This is a genomic window from Anoxybacteroides tepidamans (assembly GCF_014201465.1).
GTDB lineage: Bacteria > Bacillota > Bacilli > Bacillales > Anoxybacillaceae > Anoxybacteroides > Anoxybacteroides tepidamans.
In genome coordinates, this window is the sequence record NZ_JACHEP010000022.1 from 1 (window position 1) to 19,136 (window position 19,136).

General features: G+C 42.3%; 18 protein-coding genes and 1 rRNA gene. All 19 read right to left on the reverse strand.

Features of this window, described 5'->3' with window-relative positions; translation table 11 throughout:
* A 16S ribosomal RNA gene (locus HNQ34_RS14115) occupies positions 1–98 on the reverse strand; the annotation flags it as partial.
* A gap of 319 nt (positions 99–417) precedes the next feature.
* A complete protein-coding gene (lysS, locus tag HNQ34_RS14120) occupies positions 418–1,902 on the reverse strand; it encodes a lysine--tRNA ligase (RefSeq protein ID WP_183255729.1) in 1,485 nt (494 codons plus the stop codon).
* Between the two features lie 86 nt (positions 1,903–1,988).
* Positions 1,989–2,984, reverse strand: a complete 996-nt coding sequence (dusB, locus tag HNQ34_RS14125; RefSeq protein WP_183255731.1) for a tRNA dihydrouridine synthase DusB — start codon at positions 2,982–2,984, stop codon at positions 1,989–1,991.
* Positions 2,977–3,207, reverse strand: coding sequence for a helix-turn-helix domain-containing protein (locus HNQ34_RS14130; protein ID WP_183255733.1), 231 nt, complete (start codon positions 3,205–3,207; stop codon positions 2,977–2,979). The genes dusB and HNQ34_RS14130 overlap by 8 nt, the downstream gene beginning before the upstream one ends.
* Positions 3,159–3,686: a 2-amino-4-hydroxy-6-hydroxymethyldihydropteridine diphosphokinase gene (folK, locus tag HNQ34_RS14135; protein WP_183255735.1), complete on the reverse strand. Its 528-nt coding sequence runs from the start codon at positions 3,684–3,686 to the stop codon at positions 3,159–3,161. The genes HNQ34_RS14130 and folK overlap by 49 nt, the downstream gene beginning before the upstream one ends.
* Positions 3,687–4,076, reverse strand: coding sequence for a dihydroneopterin aldolase (folB, locus tag HNQ34_RS14140; protein ID WP_183255737.1), 390 nt, complete (start codon positions 4,074–4,076; stop codon positions 3,687–3,689).
* Positions 4,039–4,875, reverse strand: coding sequence for a dihydropteroate synthase (folP, locus tag HNQ34_RS14145; protein WP_183255738.1), 837 nt, complete (start codon positions 4,873–4,875; stop codon positions 4,039–4,041). Before folP ends, folB begins: the two co-directional genes overlap by 38 nt.
* Positions 4,869–5,756: an aminodeoxychorismate lyase gene (gene pabC, locus HNQ34_RS14150; protein ID WP_183255740.1), complete on the reverse strand. Its 888-nt coding sequence runs from the start codon at positions 5,754–5,756 to the stop codon at positions 4,869–4,871. The genes folP and pabC overlap by 7 nt, the downstream gene beginning before the upstream one ends.
* A gap of 3 nt (positions 5,757–5,759) precedes the next feature.
* Positions 5,760–6,338 (reverse strand): aminodeoxychorismate/anthranilate synthase component II, encoded by a 579-nt coding sequence (gene pabA / locus HNQ34_RS14155; RefSeq protein WP_183255744.1) that lies wholly within the window; start codon positions 6,336–6,338, stop codon positions 5,760–5,762.
* A 23-nt stretch (positions 6,339–6,361) separates the two neighbouring features.
* A complete protein-coding gene (gene trpE / locus HNQ34_RS14160) occupies positions 6,362–7,759 on the reverse strand; it encodes an anthranilate synthase component I (protein WP_183255746.1) in 1,398 nt (465 codons plus the stop codon).
* A 157-nt stretch (positions 7,760–7,916) separates the two neighbouring features.
* Positions 7,917–8,843 (reverse strand): cysteine synthase A, encoded by a 927-nt coding sequence (gene cysK / locus HNQ34_RS14165; RefSeq protein ID WP_183255748.1) that lies wholly within the window; start codon positions 8,841–8,843, stop codon positions 7,917–7,919.
* A gap of 102 nt (positions 8,844–8,945) precedes the next feature.
* Complete coding sequence (gene hslO, locus HNQ34_RS14170) at positions 8,946–9,824, reverse strand: Hsp33 family molecular chaperone HslO (RefSeq protein ID WP_183255750.1); 879 nt, start codon at positions 9,822–9,824, stop codon at positions 8,946–8,948.
* A 16-nt stretch (positions 9,825–9,840) separates the two neighbouring features.
* Entirely contained in the window at positions 9,841–10,614 is a 774-nt protein-coding gene (locus HNQ34_RS14175; protein ID WP_183255753.1) for a type III pantothenate kinase, read from the reverse strand.
* A 97-nt stretch (positions 10,615–10,711) separates the two neighbouring features.
* Entirely contained in the window at positions 10,712–12,601 is a 1,890-nt protein-coding gene (gene ftsH / locus HNQ34_RS14180; RefSeq protein ID WP_183255755.1) for an ATP-dependent zinc metalloprotease FtsH, read from the reverse strand.
* 91 nt (positions 12,602–12,692) lie between these two features.
* Complete coding sequence (gene hpt, locus HNQ34_RS14185) at positions 12,693–13,238, reverse strand: hypoxanthine phosphoribosyltransferase (RefSeq protein WP_183255757.1); 546 nt, start codon at positions 13,236–13,238, stop codon at positions 12,693–12,695.
* Positions 13,239–13,258: 20 nt separating this feature from the next.
* Positions 13,259–14,644, reverse strand: coding sequence for a tRNA lysidine(34) synthetase TilS (tilS, locus tag HNQ34_RS14190; RefSeq protein ID WP_183255765.1), 1,386 nt, complete (start codon positions 14,642–14,644; stop codon positions 13,259–13,261).
* A gap of 87 nt (positions 14,645–14,731) precedes the next feature.
* Entirely contained in the window at positions 14,732–15,688 is a 957-nt protein-coding gene (locus HNQ34_RS14195) for a serine/threonine protein kinase (RefSeq protein WP_183255833.1), read from the reverse strand.
* Positions 15,657–16,394 carry a VWA domain-containing protein gene (locus HNQ34_RS14200; RefSeq protein ID WP_183255767.1) on the reverse strand — a complete coding sequence of 246 codons (738 nt, stop codon included), beginning with the start codon at positions 16,392–16,394 and terminating at the stop codon, positions 15,657–15,659. Before HNQ34_RS14200 ends, HNQ34_RS14195 begins: the two co-directional genes overlap by 32 nt.
* A 64-nt stretch (positions 16,395–16,458) precedes the next feature.
* Positions 16,459–18,936: a stage II sporulation protein E gene (spoIIE, locus tag HNQ34_RS14205; protein ID WP_183255770.1), complete on the reverse strand. Its 2,478-nt coding sequence runs from the start codon at positions 18,934–18,936 to the stop codon at positions 16,459–16,461.
* Positions 18,937–19,136: the final 200 nt, after the last annotated feature.

A 19,136-nucleotide genomic window follows, 5' to 3' on the forward strand; every position in this document is an offset into this window, starting at 1 on the left:
AACCAAACAGAAGCAAGCTTCCATTCGGTCCGCTCGACTTGCATGTATTAGGCACGCCGCCAGCGTTCGTCCTGAGCCAGGATCAAACTCTCCATCGAAAGTTTTATTCCATACTCATTATCAACTACTCGTCAAATCGACGAGGACGCTTCGTTTTGTTCAGTTTTCAAAGAACATTTACTTCCACATCGCTCAAGGCGACTTTTTCAATATATCATGTTTTGATTATTTTCGTCAATATATTTTTTTGTTTTTTTGTGTGGTTCGAAGTGACGATTTTTAATTTATCATACTTACAAACAGAAATCAACTATTTTTTACGGCCAATTAATGGCTAACTCCAAAAGTTGTGTAATCTCAAATGACATGACATAAAAGGGTGCACCATTACTTTTGGGCACCCTCTATTTTTTAAAGTTATTTATTACGCATTTGCGGGAATAGTAGTACGTCGCGAATCGATGGAGAGTTTGTTAACAACATAACAAGCCGGTCAATACCGATCCCTAAACCACCGGTTGGCGGCATACCGTATTCTAATGCTTCAATGAAATCTTCATCCATCTCATGTGCTTCGTCATTTCCTTGCTCACGTTCTTTTAATTGCGCCTCAAAACGCTCTCTTTGGTCAATTGGATCGTTCAATTCCGTAAAGGCATTCGCATGCTCACGCCCAACGATAAACAATTCAAAGCGGTCTGTAAAGCGCGGATCTTCCGGATTTTTCTTTGCCAACGGTGAAATTTCAACTGGATGACCGTAAATAAATGTCGGCTGGATAAGTTTGTCTTCGACTTTTTGTTCGAAAAATTCGTTCACAATATGGCCAAATGTCATATGCGGCGCAACTTCTACCCCGTGTTCTTTCGCCAATGCACGAGCTTCTTCGTCACTCATTTGTTCCCAGAAGTCGACCCCTACATACTCGTTAATCGCATCAACCATATGAAGCCGTTTCCACCGCGGCATCAAGTCCACTTCGTGCTCTCCGTATTGGATTTTCGTTGTCCCTAACACCTCTTGAGCAATATGAGCGATCATATTTTCTGTGAGATTCATAATATCTTGATAATCTGCGTATGCCTCATATAGCTCAAGCATCGTGAATTCTGGATTATGGCGCGTAGAAATTCCTTCATTACGGAATACACGGCCAATTTCATATACTTTCTCCAATCCGCCGACAATAAGACGTTTTAAGTGTAATTCGATCGCAATGCGCATGTATAGTGGAATATCTAATGCATTATGATGTGTAATAAACGGGCGTGCTGCCGCTCCTCCAGCAATGGAATGCATCATCGGCGTTTCTACTTCCAAATATCCGTGATTGTCTAAATAACGGCGCATCGATTGGATAATTAAGCTTCGTGTAATAAATGTATTTTTGCTTTCCGGATTCATAATTAAATCTAAATAGCGTTGACGATAACGTTGTTCAACATCTTTTAATCCGTGATATTTTTCTGGAAGAGGACGCAACGCCTTTGTTAAAAGCTCATAGGAAGAGACTTTAACGGACAATTCGCCTACTTTCGTTTTAAAGACCGTACCATGGACACCGATAATATCTCCTAAATCGGAAGTATCAAACAGCTCGTATTGTTCTTCACCGACATCGTCTTTCCGAACATAAATTTGAATTTGCCCTGTTAAATCTTGAATATGGGCAAACCCTGCTTTCCCTTTGCCGCGCTTTGTCATGATGCGGCCAGCAATCGCTACTTGAATTTGCTTTTCTTCCAATTCTTCTTTTGATAACTCTCCATACAAATTAAAGAGCTCTTGCGCTTTATGTGTGCGCTCAAAGCGCTTCCCAAATGGGTCGATGCCTTTTTGTCTTAGTTTGTCTAGTTTTTCTCTGCGAACGCGTAACTGGTCATTTAATTCTTCGTGACTCATAAAATCCACTCCGTTTTCAAATTTTATTAAAAATACTGCCAGCAAAGGCTGGCAGTGAAATAACCATTACATTTACTTCTTTAAAATTACACAGCCTGCGCGTTTTGTTTTGCTTCTACTTCTTCTACAAAGTTCATTAAAAGTGAAACAAGCTCTTCGCGAGTATTGCATTCGTTGATCGCATTGCGCACTTTTGCGTTTCCGCGGATGCCTTTTAAATACCAAGCAGCGTGCTTTCGCATTTCTTTGACCGCAATATGCTCATTTTTCAAAGCAATTAAACGGTCAAGATGCAAAATACAGACATCAATTTTTTCCCGAACAGAAGGCTCCGGAATCAATTCGCCTGTTTCTAAATAGCGAACCGTCCGGTAAATCATCCACGGATTGCCGAGAGCGGCACGGCCAATCATCACACCGTCTACCCCTGTTTCCTCGAGCATTCTCTTTGCATCTTGAGGCGTTTGGACATCTCCATTTCCGATGACCGGGATCTTAACGGCTTCTTTGACTTGTTTAATAACGTTCCAGTCCGCTTTTCCTTCATACATTTGCGCTCTTGTTCTCCCATGGACGGCAACTGCCTTGCCACCCGCACGTTCGACTGCTTGAGCATTTTCGACAGCATAAATATGATGCTCATCCCATCCGATCCGCATTTTTACTGTTACAGGCTTTTCTACTGCATCAACAACCGCGCTAACGACATCGTAAATTTTGTTTGGGTCCAGCAGCCATTTTGCGCCGGCATCACATTTTGTGATTTTCGGAACAGGGCAGCCCATATTAATATCGATAATATCTGCGTTCGTATTTTTATCGACAAATCGCGCCGCTTCAACGAGCGTTCCCTTCTCGCCACCAAAAATTTGCAAGCTTAACGGTTTCTCGCGTTCATCGATATAAAGCATATCTAACGTTTTCTCGTTGTTAAATAAAATTCCCTTGTCACTGACCATTTCTGCGCAAACAAGGCCAGCCCCGAACTCTTTAACAGTCAAGCGAAACGCCGAGTTACATACTCCAGCCATCGGGGCAAGAACAACGCGATTTTTGATTTCAACATTACCAATTTTAAACATCCCCTAACCTCCTTTCTTCACCCGGCGGACAAAGTTCGTCCACTGTTACGTTTAAACACTTTGCTGCCATTTGCAAAAACTGTTCCGTTGGCAACCGATTGCCGCGCTCAATTTCCCCTAAAATGGATACCGATACACCCAAATCTTTCGCAAATCGCTCTTGTGTGTATCCTTTTAATTTTCGAAAAGCGCGAATACGTCTCCCCCACTTTTCTGTTTCCATAGGCGTACCCCTTCTTTGTCCGGTAGTTCATCTATTATTAACGCTATACTGCGTTTCATAGTTGGAATGCGTATATCCGCATTAAGTTCAAACAACGGAACTAATACAAACGCTCTCTCTGTCATTCGTGGATGCGGAATGGTCAGTCGTTCTGTTTCAATATTTTCATGATTATATAATAAAATGTCAAGGTCTAACGTGCGCGGTCCCCATCGTATTCCCCTTTTTCTTCCAAGTTGATGCTCAATTTTTTGCGTCACTTCTAGCAAAGCAAAAGGAGAAAGGGAGGTCCTGATGTGAACGACCATGTTTAAAAATTTATTTTGCTGAACGTAACCGACAGGGGCTGTTTCGTAAATTGAAGACGTTCCGACGACCAAAATTTCCTCATGCTCCGCTAATTTTTTAACTGCCTCGCGCAAATATTGCAGGCGATCGCCGATGTTAGAGCCGAGCGCCATATATACATGATTATCCATTTAACGACCCCTTACTATCTCTACTGCTACAGATTGATAATGCCCTTTGATCGGCGGATTTGGTTTGCTCACTTTCACTGTACATTGCACAACCATTGAGAAAGAAGATAAAATACGATGAGCGATTTGTTCAGCAATCGCTTCAATCAGTGCAAATCGTTTTTCTTCCACAATTTCTCGACAAATTTCGTATAACACGGCATAATTGATTGTATCGTCTAAACAATCGCTTTCTCCTGCTTTTTTCAAGTCTGTTTCAACGATCAAATCCACACAGAAACGTTGCCCAAGTATATGCTCTTCCGGAAGCACTCCGTGATATCCGTAAAACTCCATCCCGTTCACATAAATTTTATCGATGGTCACCGCCCCCTTTACCGAGCATCGCATCCATCATCTTTGCCATTCTGGCCATCGGTAGCACATCATGGACACGAACGATATGAGTCCCTTTTGCAATGCCAAGACAAACGGTCGCTCCTGTTCCTTCCACCCGTTCGTTGACAGGTAAATCGAGAACGTGACCAATAAACGATTTTCGAGATGTCCCTAATAATAGTGGATAGCCTAATTTCACAAACTCGTCTAAATGCCGCATCACCTTTAAATTATGCTCAGCAGTTTTCGCAAAACCGATCCCGGGATCTAAAATAATCTTTTCATCTTTGACCCCTGCTTTTTTCACGATCTCCACACTTTCTAGCAAATCCGAGATCATATCGCGAATTAAATCTTCATAATGAAGGTGATGGCGGTTGTGCATTAAAATAATCGGAACGTTGTAACGAGCCGCTACTTTCGCCATTTTCGAATCCGCTTTTGCTCCCCATACATCGTTGATAATATGGGCACCTGCTTCAATGGCTTGTTTCGCTACTTCCGCCTTATACGTGTCAATGGAAATAGGGACATTCACTTCCGCTGACACTGCTTTTACAACTGGGATCACTCGCCGCAATTCTTCTTCTAGCGATACTTTTTCACCACCCGGCCGCGTCGACTCTCCCCCAATATCAATCACATCCGCTCCTTCTGCTACCAATCTTTTCGCGTGCTCAATGGCACGTTCGACCGCTTGAAATTGCCCACCGTCTGAAAAAGAATCGGGAGTGACATTTAAAATCCCCATAATGATCGTTTTTTGTTCTATATCGAGTGTATAAGGTCCACATTGAATTGCCGTTACCATAGCGTGATATCGGTCCTTTCTATAAGTTCAAGCTCATGCCTTGTCCATAAACTAGACGTGAAACGTTGATAATGTTTCTGTAAAAGTTGTGTCACCAGTCCTCGTTGTCCCGGATAGAGGCGATCGTGGATCTGAGAAACCGGCACAATTTCTTGAATCGAATTTGTTAAAAACACTTCCTCTGCTTTTTCTAATTCATCTAAAGAGTATAACCCTTCCTCATAACGAACTTGCAATACAGAAAGAATGGCAAGCACAAATTGGCGCGTAATCCCATTTAACGCTCCTGTTTCCAAAGCAGGCGTATACACAATGCCGTTTTTTACCCAGAAAATGTTGGATACAATTCCCTCTACAATGACTCCTTTTTCATTTAGGAAAATTCCTTCGATCCGGGGATCACTGCCGATCTCGCGTTTTCCGAGTATATTGTTTAAATAATGATGGGATTTCAGCCGTTTTTCTCCTTCCGGGCTATTTCGTTTCGTCTTTAAAATTGTACAAACCTTTTCCCCTGAGGAAAGCAGAGGAAGAGGCTTCATATATACAATGACCGTTGGAGCAGTATACGGATCTGTTTGCAATCCAATATCGCCAATCCCAGCTGACACATTCAAACGCACATACGCATCTTTCAATTGATTAACTTTTAGCAACTGATCAACAATAGCCATCACTTCATGGCGGTGAAGCGTTAAGCCAATGTTCATGTCCTTCAAACTGTCGTTGAGCCGTTCAAGGTGATCGTCTAATAAAAACGGATGGCCGTTATAGGTGCGAAACGTTTCAAATGCGCCGAGCCCGTACATATAACCGTGATCAAACGGGGAAATGCGCGCCTCTTCTTTTCGAACAATCTCACCGTTTATATATACATACATCGATTATCGAACCCTTTTATACGTTTGAATAAAATTTTTCAATAGTTCCATTCCATGGGCTGTCATAATCGATTCCGGATGAAACTGCACGCCTTCCACCGGAAGCGTTTTATGACGGATGGCCATAATTTCATCGTCTTCTGTCCATGCAGAAATTTCCAAACAATTAGGCAACGTTTCTTTTTTTACAATTAATGAATGATAACGGGTAGCTGTAAATGGAGTAGGGATGCCGGAAAAAATCGTTTTTCCGTCGTGGAAAATTTGCGATGTTTTTCCGTGCATTAACTTTTGCGCGCGAACGACTTCGCCCCCAAACACTTGCGCAATGGATTGATGACCTAGGCAAACGCCAAAAATCGGAATTTTCCCCGCAAAATATTCGATCGCTGACAAGCTGATTCCCGCTTCATTCGGACTGCACGGCCCCGGTGAAATCATCAAAAAATCTGGGCGGAGCGCTTCTATTTCTTCAATCGTTACTTCGTCGTTTCGCTTAACGATCAGCTCTTCGCCTAACTCCCCTAAATATTGCACTAAGTTGTACGTAAACGAATCGTAGTTATCAATCATTAAGATCATCTCTCTCACCTCATCATCAATGGTTACTCTGCTTCACTCATATCTTTTGCTTTCCACAGGGCGATCGCTTTTTTTAAACACTCTTTATATTCGTATTCCGGGCGTGAGTCGATCACAATTCCTGCTCCGGCTTGCACATGCGCCAATCCGTCTTTGGCGATCATCGTCCGAATGGCAATATTCAACTCCATATCTCCGTTAAAGCCAATCCAACCGATCGATCCTGTATAAATGCTGCGTCTTACAGGTTCCAATTCCTCGATAATCTCCATTGTACGCACTTTTGGCGCGCCGGTAATCGTCCCGCCAGGAAACACCGCTTGAATGACATCAAAAGCGTCCTTCCCGTTTTCCAGCTCACCTGATACGTGTGACACAATGTGCATCACATGAGAATACGCTTCAATGGTCATCCACTCATCTACTTTTACTGTACCATATTTGCATACTCTTCCTAAATCATTTCGTTCTAAATCGACAAGCATAAGATGTTCGGCCCGCTCTTTTTCATTCGCGAGCAACTCATTGGCAATTTTTCGATCTTCTTCCGCCGTTTTTCCGCGCGAACGCGTCCCGGCAATCGGCCTTGTGCTCACGTACGGTCCTCGTTTCTTCACGAGCAATTCTGGCGAACCACTCACTACTTGAAAGTCCGGGAAGTGAAGGTATGCCATATACGGAGAAGGGTTTAATAGACGCAGCTTTTCATAAATGTGAAAAGGGTGTGTACGTAACGGTTTTGACTGCCTTACCGATAAGTTTACTTGAAATACGTCGCCTTGGGCGATGTATTGCCGAACCTTTTCGACCGCCTCCATAAACTCTGTTTCCGTCATCGAAACGGATTCATGCTCCGTCGTCGGAATAAACGGCATTGGTTCAATTTCTTCGTTCTTCCTTAACCATAGCGATTCATAGAAAGAGAGGCGTTTTTCTGCTTCTTCCTGTTCCCCTTCCGCATAATGAATCATCAAATGCAATGTCTCTTCTTCATGATCATAAACGAAGACATCATCAAAAATAAAAAAATATAAATCAGGAAGTTCAAGGTCATCTTTTGCCTTTGAAGGTAACCGTTCAATGTAACGGGCACAATCATAGCTAATATAGCCGATCGCCCCGCCTTGAAAATCTGGACCGTCGTAGCAAGACTCCGATCGCCATTGTGCAAACCATTGCTTCATTAAACGCAACGGATTTCCTTGCAACCGGGTTTCTTCGCCTTTATAGCGAATCGACAGCTCCTGTCCCTTCCCTTTCACGATTCCGGCCGGGCGCATTCCGATGATGCTATAACGTCCCGCACGGCCGCTTTCTAACAAAACGTGGTACGGCTCGTTTTGGATGAGCGATTTATATTGTTTAAACCAATCTCGCTGATGATAAGAAACTTTCCGTCCTAATATTTTCCGCAGTCCCATAAGCGGCGGTTACACTCCTTCCTTTGTTGCCACATACAAACACACACTTGTTTTTGCATCTATCGAAAAAGTTTGTGTCCAAACTTAGTTATACATCACCTATTGTACTATAAAAAAATTTCGACAGGGAATACTCCCTGCCGAAATGTTGCTTTCCTTATTCTTCGAATTGATACAAAGCCGTGCTTAAATAGCGTTCGCCGTTACTTGGAATAATCGCCAATACTTTTTTTCCTTTTCCAAGCTGCTTCGCTACTTTTAATGCTGCGTGAATAGCCGCACCAGATGAAATCCCGCCTAAAATTCCTTCTTCCCGCGCAGCGCGACGGGCCGCTGCAAACGCTTCTTCCGTTTTGACGGTAATGACTTCATCGTAAATTTCCGTGTTTAAAATGTCCGGTACAAACCCTGCACCAATTCCTTGAATTTTATGCGGGCCTGGTTTTCCGCCTGATAACACTGGCGAATCAGCTGGTTCGACGGCATAAATTTTAATATTTGGATATGCTTCGCGAAGCACTTCTCCAGCTCCGGTAATTGTTCCACCTGTGCCGATTCCAGCGACAAACGCATCTAATTGATCACCCATTTGCTCGACAATTTCTTTTCCCGTCGTTAAACGGTGAATTTCTGGGTTTGCTTCGTTTTTAAATTGTTGCGGCATAAAGTATCCATGCTCGCTTGCAAGTTCTTCCGCTTTGCCAATTGCCCCGCGCATCCCTTCGCTTCCCGGAGTTAAGACTAATTCTGCACCATAAGCGCGCAATAAATTACGGCGCTCTAAACTCATTGTATCCGGCATAACAAGAATGGCTTTATACCCTTTAGCTGCGGCTACCATCGCCAACCCGATTCCTGTATTGCCGCTCGTTGGCTCAATAATCGTATCGCCCGGTTTCAATTTTCCTTCCTTTTCAGCCGCTTCAATCATCGCAAGTGCAATGCGATCTTTGACGCTGCTTCCTGGATTCATAAATTCTAATTTCACATATACATCTGCGCTGTCTTCATCAACAATGCGATTTAATTTAACTGCTGGAGTATCCCCAATTAATTCAGTAATGGAATTTACTGCACGTGCCATTTTATCCACCCCTAATCCCGAGTAATTTTATCGAATTTGTTTAAAATTTATCAGCTATTTTATCAATTGTCAATTATTTAATTTTTTAATTTTTTTTGACGGTCACTCCGCAAGCCGCTTAAGTTTTTCTAAATCTTCTCTCGTAAAGTGGTACGTTTCGTTGCAAAAATGACACGATGCTTCTGCATATCCTTCTTTCTCAATGATGTCTTGAATTTCTTTCGGCCCTAAACTAATGATCGCATCCGCAATCCGCTCACGCGAACAGCGACATACAAAAGCAACCGGAAGCGTTTCAAGAATTTTGACATTTCCTTTTCCGAGTAACTCTTCTAAAATTTCTTCAGGCATTAACCCTTTTTCAATCATTTTTGAAACCGGAGGAATGGACTTCAGCCGTTGTTCGATTTCATCAATCGTTTTTTCTTCTGTATCAGGCATAAGCTGAAGAATAAATCCTCCAGCGGCGAGAATCGTGCCGTCACGATTAACTAAAACTCCTACTCCGACAGATGAAGGAATTTGCTCAGATGAAACAAAATAGTACGTAAAATCTTCCCCGAGTTCTCCGGATACGAGCGGGACTTGCCCTGTAAAAAAGTCGCGCAGCCCTAAATCTTTCACCACCGTTAGCATGCCGTTTGTCCCGACAGCTCGCGCGACATCTAATTTGCCATGCTGGTTTAATTCAAAATGTACTTGAGGATTCGTCACATATCCTCTTACTTCACCTTTGGCATTACTGTCAACAAGAATGGCACCAATCGGGCCGCCCCCTTCAATTTTAATTGTCAGTTTGCTGTCGCCTTTTAGCATCGCACCCATCATGACACCGGCTGTCATCGCTCGGCCAAGGGCAGCCGATGCAGTCGGCCATGTTTGGTGGCGGCGCTGCGCTTCGCCGACCGTCTCTGTTGTTCGTACAGCATATGCCCTTACTTGACCGTCATACGCTAACGCTTTTACTAAGTAGTCAGACATATTCGCTCACCTTTTCCTATTTTTTGTCTACATTTTTCATATAAAGAAGATGTAATCCTTTTAACGTTAAAAATGGATCGACAATATCAATGACGTTTGATTCGTGTGCAATGAGAGAAGCTAATCCTCCTGTTGCAATCACTTTAGGCGGAATCGTGCTTTTTTCTTTCATTCGCGATACGATTCCTTCGACTTGTCCGACATATCCGTACAATATGCCTGCCTGCATCGCACTTACCGTATTTTTCCCGATAATATCATCCGGACGAGCAATTTCAATGCGCGGCAATTTAGCTGCCCGTGAATATAGCGCTTCGGTCGAAATCGTAATTCCCGGCGCAATCGCTCCCCCCATATATTGTTTATGTTCGTTAATGTAACAATACGTCGTTGCTGTGCCAAAATCGACAATAATAAGCGGGCTTCCGTACAAATGAATGCCTGCAACAGCATTGACAATGCGGTCCGCCCCTACTTCTTTCGGATTATCATATTTAATATTCAGTCCGGTCTTAATCCCAGGTCCGACAATCAATGGCTTAATGTGAAAGTATTTAACGCACATCCGTTCAAGCGCAAACATAATCGGCGGCACAACCGAGGAGATAATGATGCCGTCGATATCGGAAAAGTCAAGGCCAACATGATTGAGAAGCGCTTTAATCGTCATGCCGTATTCATCTTCCGTTTTCCCGCGGCTCGTTTCAATGCGCCAATGATGCTTTAATTCATCGCCTTCATATACCCCTAAAACCGTATTCGTATTGCCGACATCTAACACAAAAATCATCGCTTCATCCCCACTTCTCACAAATTCTTGCTTTTCTCATCATACCATAAGAGTTGCTTTCAACGGTAAAAAAAGATGCCCCTGTAAAAGAGACATCTTATTCTTCTTTCTTTGTGTGGATATTTACTTTTACGTCATCCTGCTTCTCATGATTTCCGTTGCGATTTGGCAAAGTTCCATGTTCGAATAAATGTTTAATTTGCTCTGCATCCAACGTTTCTACTTCTAGCAACGTTTGAGCAATCAGTTCTAATTTGTCGCGATTTTCCGTTAAAATGCGTTTTGCCTTTTCATAACATTCTTTAATGATTCGTTGAATTTCTAAGTCGATCTCGTAAGCGATTTGGTCGCTGTAGTTTTGTTCATTATGCAAATCACGCCCTAAAAACACTTGACCGTGAGACTGGCCAAACTGCATCGGGCCAAGCTTATCGCTCATTCCAAATTCCGTTACCATTCGACGTGCGATGTTCGTTGCACGCTGGAAGTCGTTATGCGCCCCTGTGCTGACTTCATTAAATACGATTTCTTCGGCAACACGACCGCCTAACAAACCAGCAATTTTGTCTAACAGCTCCGGTTTTGTCATAAAATAGCGGTCTTCTTTCGGCAACATCACCGCATAACCGCCCGCTTGACCGCGCGGAACGATCGTCACTTTATGAACCATTTCCGCATCCGCCAGCATCATGCCGATCACCGTATGGCCGGCCTCATGGTACGCGACAATGCGGCGCTCTTTTTCCGAGATGACGCGACTCTTTTTCGCTGGTCCAGCGATGACACGGTCTGTCGCCTCATCAATGTCGCTCATATCAATTTTCTTTTTGTTTTGCCGTGCTGCGACAAGAGCCGCCTCGTTAAGCAAGTTTTCTAAATCTGCTCCAGAGAATCCTGGCGTACGCATCGCAATCGCTTTTAAATCGACCGACTCATCCAACGGTTTATTGCGAGCATGTACCCGAAGTACCGCCTCACGTCCCTTCACGTCTGGACGGTCCACCGTAATTTGACGGTCAAAGCGGCCCGGGCGCAACAATGCAGGGTCTAAAATATCCGGGCGGTTCGTTGCGGCGATAATAATGATGCCTTCATTGCCGCTAAATCCGTCCATTTCCACAAGCAATTGGTTAAGCGTTTGCTCGCGCTCGTCATGACCGCCGCCAAGTCCGGCGCCGCGCTGACGGCCGACAGCGTCAATTTCGTCGATAAAAATGATACAAGGCGCATTCTTTTTCGCTGTTTCAAACAAATCGCGGACGCGCGACGCACCGACACCAACGAACATTTCAACGAAATCCGAACCGCTGATGGAGAAAAACGGTACTCCCGCTTCCCCTGCTACCGCACGTGCTAATAATGTTTTCCCTGTACCAGGAGGTCCGACGAGAAGAACTCCTTTTGGAATGCGGGCACCAAGTTCCACAAATTTTCTTGGGTCTTTTAAAAATTCCACGATTTCAACAAGTTCTTGTTTTTCTTCATCCGCTCCTGCAACGTCGCGAAAGCGAACTTTTTTCTTATCTTCGTTGTAAAGTCTTGCGCGGCTTTTTCCGAAATTCATCACCCGGCTACCGCCGCCTTGCGCTTGATTAAGCAAGAAGAAAAACAAAATGAAAATAATGACAAACGGAATGATGGAAGTGAAGAATGTTACCCAACCGCTCGTTTCGTCTGCCGGCATCACTTCCACTTTCGTCCGTTTCGCGGCCGCATCAATCCGGTTTAAAATCGGATCGCTGTTCATCACATACGTCGAAAAATATTGCCCTTCGGCATATGTTTTCAACTGTCCTCTAATTTCATATACACCGCGTTCCGGTTTCATCGAAAACGATTTGACATCACCGTTTTCAAGGTGAGCGATAAAAGCATCATATGTCATCGGCTCAGTCCGTTGGTTGCTTCCGTTAAAGAAGCTAACAACTCCAATGACAACAAGAAAAATCAATAAATAAAAGATCGTATTACGGAAGATCCGATTCATTTCTTGCCTCCTCCCATATGAAACACACTATAGTCAATAGTATCATAGAAAATCATTCCAATACAACCAATTCACCGCACGGACTGATCGCTTATTTGCTATATATTTCTGGCTTCAACACGCCGATATAAGGAAGGTTTCGATATTTTTCACAATAGTCTAATCCATACCCTACAACAAACTCATCCGGAACAACAAACCCTACATAATTCGCTTCGATATTTGCTTTGCGCCCGGAAGGTTTATCTAAAAGCGTCACAATTTTAATCGACTTTGCTTTTCGGTAGCGAAACAAATCCACTAAATAGCTTAACGTTAAGCCGCTGTCGATAATGTCTTCAACAATTAAAATGTCGCGACCTTCGACAGAAGTGTTTAAATCTTTTAAAATTTTCACTTCTCCTGATGATACGGTCGCATTTCCGTAACTAGATACATCCATAAAATCCATTTCCAAATATGTATCAATATGTTTCAACAGATCGGCCATAAAAAGCATCGCCCCTTTTAATACGCCGACAGCTAGTGGAAAGCGACCTTCATACTCTTCTGTAAGAAGTTTTCCTAATTCTTTTACTTTTTCTTGTATTTGTTCTTGCGTCACTAAAATTTTTTGAATATCTTCATTCATCCCCATTTTCTTTTCCTCCTAGATGTTCATTGCTCTTTATAGTGTAATACAAGATAGCGTGTTTTTGTAACATCAGTTGCTTCAAAAACAGATTTTTTTAGCTTCGGAAGCCATAAAATCCTTCCTTTCCCATCCTCAACCACCGGCCAGCTTTCTCGATCGTACATCGGGATTTTCTTTTCAATAAAAATTTCCTTGATTTTTTTTGTCCCGTTCGTCCCTTTTAATGTCATTCGATCGCCGGCACGTCTCGTTCGCACACGTAATGGAAACGCAATTGCTTCAGGATCAAGGATCAAAACATCATTTCCTTTCGCTTCTTTCGGATAGTGTTCCCGAAATTCGCTAATGATTGCATAGCCGTTTGGAAGATACAACGTTGACGGGATATGCAAATCAAATATATAAGCATCCGTTTTTTTCTCTTGAAATGTAAAATGGCAAACATCGTAAGAACGAATGATTTTTAAGCCCTTTGGAAAATCTAACCTACCTGAAGGGTGGTTATGGTTTAAAAAAGTTAATACATTGCTTATATGTATTGAGGACAAAGAAGAAGGAATCCCGCCATAGAGATAGTTCAATATTAGTTGAATCCCTCTTCTTTGTAAAGGCTTTGGCATCGTTTGAAACGGCTGAATTTGCAATATAATTTCATCAAATCGCTTTTCCACCACCTTATTCATCGCCTCATTCGTTAATTTCTCTAAAAATATCTCATCTTCGAGCAAGGTTTCGCTATAATGCTGAAATCGCTCATGAACGCGCGGATTTTCCTTTTTTAAAAAAGGAAGCAATACGTGGCGAAATCGATTTCTTGTATAATCATCTTTTTCATTGCTTGCATCATAGCGCGGCTCGAGGCCGTGTTCGTTGCAATAAACCTCAATATCATTACGGCTGACGCATAAAAACGGCCGAATGATATATCCAAAATGAAACGGCCGTTTAACCGGAATACCCGCATATCCTTTTCCGCTACTTCCACGAACAAGCCTCATTAAAACCGTTTCAATTTGATCATCCCCGTGATGCGCTAACGCGACATAAGAAGCAAAATATTTTTCCATTACTTCCCGAAAAAAGCGATAACGGCATTCGCGGGCCGCTTCTTGAGCTCCCATCTTCGTTTGGCGTTGAAAAGAAGCGACGTCGATTTGTTTGGCTTCACATATAATACTGAGTTCATCGCAAAAATGTTTCACAAAATTCATATCTTCTTCCGACTGTTTGCCACGAAGCATATGATCGACATGGGCAGCAACCAGTTTTATATTCCATTCATGTTGAATCGTATAAAAAAAATGCAACAAGGCAAGAGAATCCGGTCCGCCTGATACGCCAACAATGACGGTCGAATTCGGCGTAAGCAGCTGATGTTTTTCGATAAATGATCGAACGGTCGAAAGCATACGGCAAAAACCTCTTTACGATCGATTTTCTACACTATTAATCGTATCATTAATAAAGCATTTTCTCAAAAAAGAAGGTTTGTTATTTTAAAGAACTTGTCCATATAAATACAATACATACACAAATAATAGTGTAACAACAATTAATGTCGTTTCTATGATTCCGCTTCTTTTTTTCGTCTTCCGATGATTTTGTTTTTTCGTTGGTGAATGGTTTTCTTTTTGCAGCAGGTCATCATAATGAATCGCGGCAACTAAGTCTCGCTTCATTTCCATCGCTTGCTTATACTTACCGTCAATCGCCTTTATCAATACGTTGCGATATTTTCGCAATGTAGCATCTGCCTGAATTATCATCAATAACTGCTGGCGGGCATTTTCTTTCCGTTCAAATTTTACCTGATAGTAAGCGTGGATCATCATCATCGCAACCGCAAATAAATCGTAAGCAGGATCTGCTTTCCGCGAGCCTAATCCCCAGTATCCCCGATCGTAAAATTCGGTAAACTCTTTAATGGCCCGCCCTTGCAACGTCGTTCCTCCGACATCAAGAAGACGAACCGTTGGCGGCATTCCGGCCACTAATAAATTTTCTGGTTTTAAATCTCCGAACACCCATCCCTCTTGATGAAGTTTATCTAATGCCGATAATAGTTGGAGCATTAAAATAACAATCCATTCTTTCCCTCTCTTTTTAACGAATGTAAAAAATTCCTCTCCTTCTATATATTCCATGATATAAAAAGGGATAAGCCGATTCGTATAAGGATCGAACCAATCATCCACATCTAGCAAAGAAGGTCCAAGGGCAACTCCCTGGACCTTGGAAAAGCGTTTTAATACATTTACCTCTGATGCAATGGATGTACTATTGTCGCTTAACTTAATGGCTACAAGCCCTTTCATGCTTTCGGCTAAGTAAACGACGCCATTTGCTCCGTTGCCGAGCGTTTTCACAATTTTATAAGCATGTTTATGCCATTTCCCGACGATCACCGTTCCGATCGGAAGCTTACATAGATGATTCTTCAAAGTATGATTCATCACTGGCAATCAAGCTCCTTAACGAACGTTTTTTATTAAAATAGCTAACCGCTTCGCGCAACGCAGGTCCTGTTGGCGTAAGCCCTCCCGATGTAAGTTTAGGAAACACGGACGACAGCTGCTCTAGCTTCGGTGTCCAATCAAGCACTTTTTCTACATCTCCGCGTTTCCCCGGAAATACAAAAACAGAAAATTGATTGTCGCCAATTCGGGCATTTAAGCTTAGCGATAAGTCAAAAAGCGCTTCTTTGACGGTCGGAAGCTTTGTTTTCATGCTTCCACTCGTGTCGATTAATATTAAAACCTCCAATTCGACTGTTTCTCCCAATTCGTCGACAATTTCCATCACTTCGCCGCGTTTTTCCGGCGGCAAATCTTCCAATGATACGTTGGAGCCTAAAATTTGTTTTAACTCTTTATTAACAACGCCCTGCAATGTTTGCGTCATCGCTTTGCGCGTCACCATTTGCACCGTTTGTGATAGCTGCTTTGCGTAAACCACTTGGCTTATACCGCCTCCCGCCATTGCGATGCCTTCAACTTCACGCAATCCGTTTTCATCCATCATATCTTGGTCGAGTACGCCGATGACATTAATCGTAATTCCCTGTTCTTTAGCTAGAGCAGCCATGGCGATTGGATCTTCGCCGTGATTTGAACAACCGTCTGTAATTAATAAAATTTGCCGTAACGTTCCTTTTCGCACCTTCCATTCTCCTCCTCAACTGATGTATTACCATCATCGCCGGAATGAAAGGATTTTATACTTTTTATTGTGCCTTTTTTGCATACATATACGCAGGGATGGTAGCCCATTTTGGCGTGTTATGCTTAATTTGCGCTACAACGACAGTCATATCGTCTTCAATTTTTCCAGAACTTGCACGAATCACCTCTTCCATAATTAAATCAGCGACTTCTTGTGGGTTATTCGTTTGTAGTTCTTTAATTTTTCGTTTCATCCATACTTCATGATTTTCTACATGAGAAGGTCCTTCAAACACACCGTCGCTCATCATAATGAGCAAATCTCCGGCCTTTAATTGCTCGTTCACCATTTCGAATTCGATTTCTTTAATAATCCCTATTGGCAAATTGCCCGATTCAATTTTCATCACGTTATTTCCACGTTTAATAAAACTAGGACTCGAACCGATTTTCAAAAATTTTGTAAAAGCGTTTTGCAAGTCGATCATCGCTAAATCTAATGTTGAAAAAATTTCATCAGTTGTTCGCAAAGAAAGGATTGAATTAATCGACTTAATCGCTACCGTTTCATCGATGCCTGTTTGTAAAATTTTTTGCAATAGACGCAACGTTTCATTGCTTTCGTTATGCGCTCTTTCTCCGTTTCCCATGCCATCGCTAATGGCGATCGCATATTTTCCTGTTCCGAGTTCAATCATCGAATAACTATCCCCTGATACAAATCCTCCTCCTTTTGCCGCAAAAGCTACACCGGTTTCAACGACGAACGCTTTCATTGAACCGAACGCCACGCAGCAATATCCATTTGGATATACTGCACATTCCTCCCTTTTGACAACGATCGTTTCGCCTAAAATATCGGAAAGCATCGGGGCAATTAACTTTTCGCACTCCCCGCGCCCTTCGCAATACGGAATGCTCATTTCAATATCAATATTACCTTTTTCTAAACTATAAATATCGACATGGCCAATTTCGATCCCGAAGTCTTGTAAAGCACGGAAAATTTGCTCTTCTTGCAAATAATGATTTTCTCGTTCACGCTGAATTTCTTTCGCAAAGTCTTCCATCACTTGCGAAACACCCATCAATTGTTCGGCAACAAGCTTTCGGCTTTCATGAATTTGTTTTCGCAATTTTTTATTAGCTTGATAATTGGCGACATCTTTTTCCATGATGGAGATGACTTTCTTCCCCTTGACGCAATACCGATTCCATTCGCGCAACAATTGATGGTTTTGCAAAAGCTTCCCTGCATCGACCTCTACCATCATCTGTTTCATATACTCGTAAGTTGTATCAAACTGATGCGACCAGCACTGTTCTTTTTTAAAGCAAGTCTGGCACGTTTTTTCCGTAATATCGCTGAGGAAGTAGTCGATCTCTTTTTCATCGCATTTATAGTTAGAAGAAAATCGATCATTTGAAAAACTGTTGGCTAATGCCTGAAAAACGCGGGAAAATTGGGACACTCGCTGAGCGGTCACATCGCGAATTTTTCGCACATATTGTTGTTGCTCGTTCGTATATTCAACCGTTCCTGGAATATATTTTGCCACTGTTTCTGTCCATGAACGAGGGGTCAGCAAAAACAATGCTGCTGCTAAACAAGACTCGATCATTGTTGGGATTGCATCTGTTTTTCCATTTCCATATAGCCCGATTAGTAAAGTAGCGATTAACAACCCGAAAGCGGCTCCTATTTTCTTTCCTTCTTTTAATAGTCCTCCTAAAAGACCTGCAAACGCTAATAAGCTCATTTGATACAAATTATCGACGTTCGCTAAGCTTAAAATTAACCCTGTCACTACCCCTACTGTCGAACCGACAGTCGTTCCAGCTACAAAAGCAAATACTAACACGAGATAGCGCGACAAAATATGTTCCACTGATAATTGAGATATTTCCCAGCCGATCGTGCCTGTTAACATCGAAGCAAGCAAAATCACAAGTGACACCATTTCTTCGGCCCGCAATGATTGCTTATGTTTTTGCACAGTTAAAAGAGGAATGCTTTGCAGAAAAATGAGGGTGAGAACAAAGCCAAGCCCCGCTTCAATCAAGGTCATTACGCTTTCATACATCGTCGGTGTCCCAGAGAAAAAATATACAATCGCTAATTTTGTGGAAAGCGATAGACAAAATACAACAAAAGGAGCCACTTTTAGCAAATCATCAAAAAATTTTTTTACAAACTGATTTAGCAGCAAGAAGCTAAACATTGCTGCAAAAACGAACAACGCTGTTTCAAACGATATCGTCAGCGATCCTGCGACTAAAGCAATAAAAGCCAATCCGGCCTTATCACGACGCATTGCATAAACAGATACGAAAAACGGCAATGCAAATGGGAGCAGTTTCGATAAAATGAGAGCTCGTCCAAGCAAAAAGCCGATCGCTAATAACATAAATCCCTTATGAATAAACAAATGTGCGAACCTTACTTTTACATGCCTCATCCAGCGCGAGAAAACAGCTTGCGTTTCATTTAATCGCACCTCCGAAATTTGACTCACGATGCGTCTTTCAATTCTTTCCATTTCCGATCCACTCCTTTACTTTTCTATTAACCCTATTATATAGTTCGAATTATCAGAAATTTGTCAAAACAGGAAAGCGATATAAAAAAGTGTTCGACGGATTTCACACTAATCTGTCATAGCCATACAAAATTAAGTTCACTTCGTAAAAGGGAAACAAGGAGAGTAAATCATTGCATAAAATGAAAAAGGGATGTTTC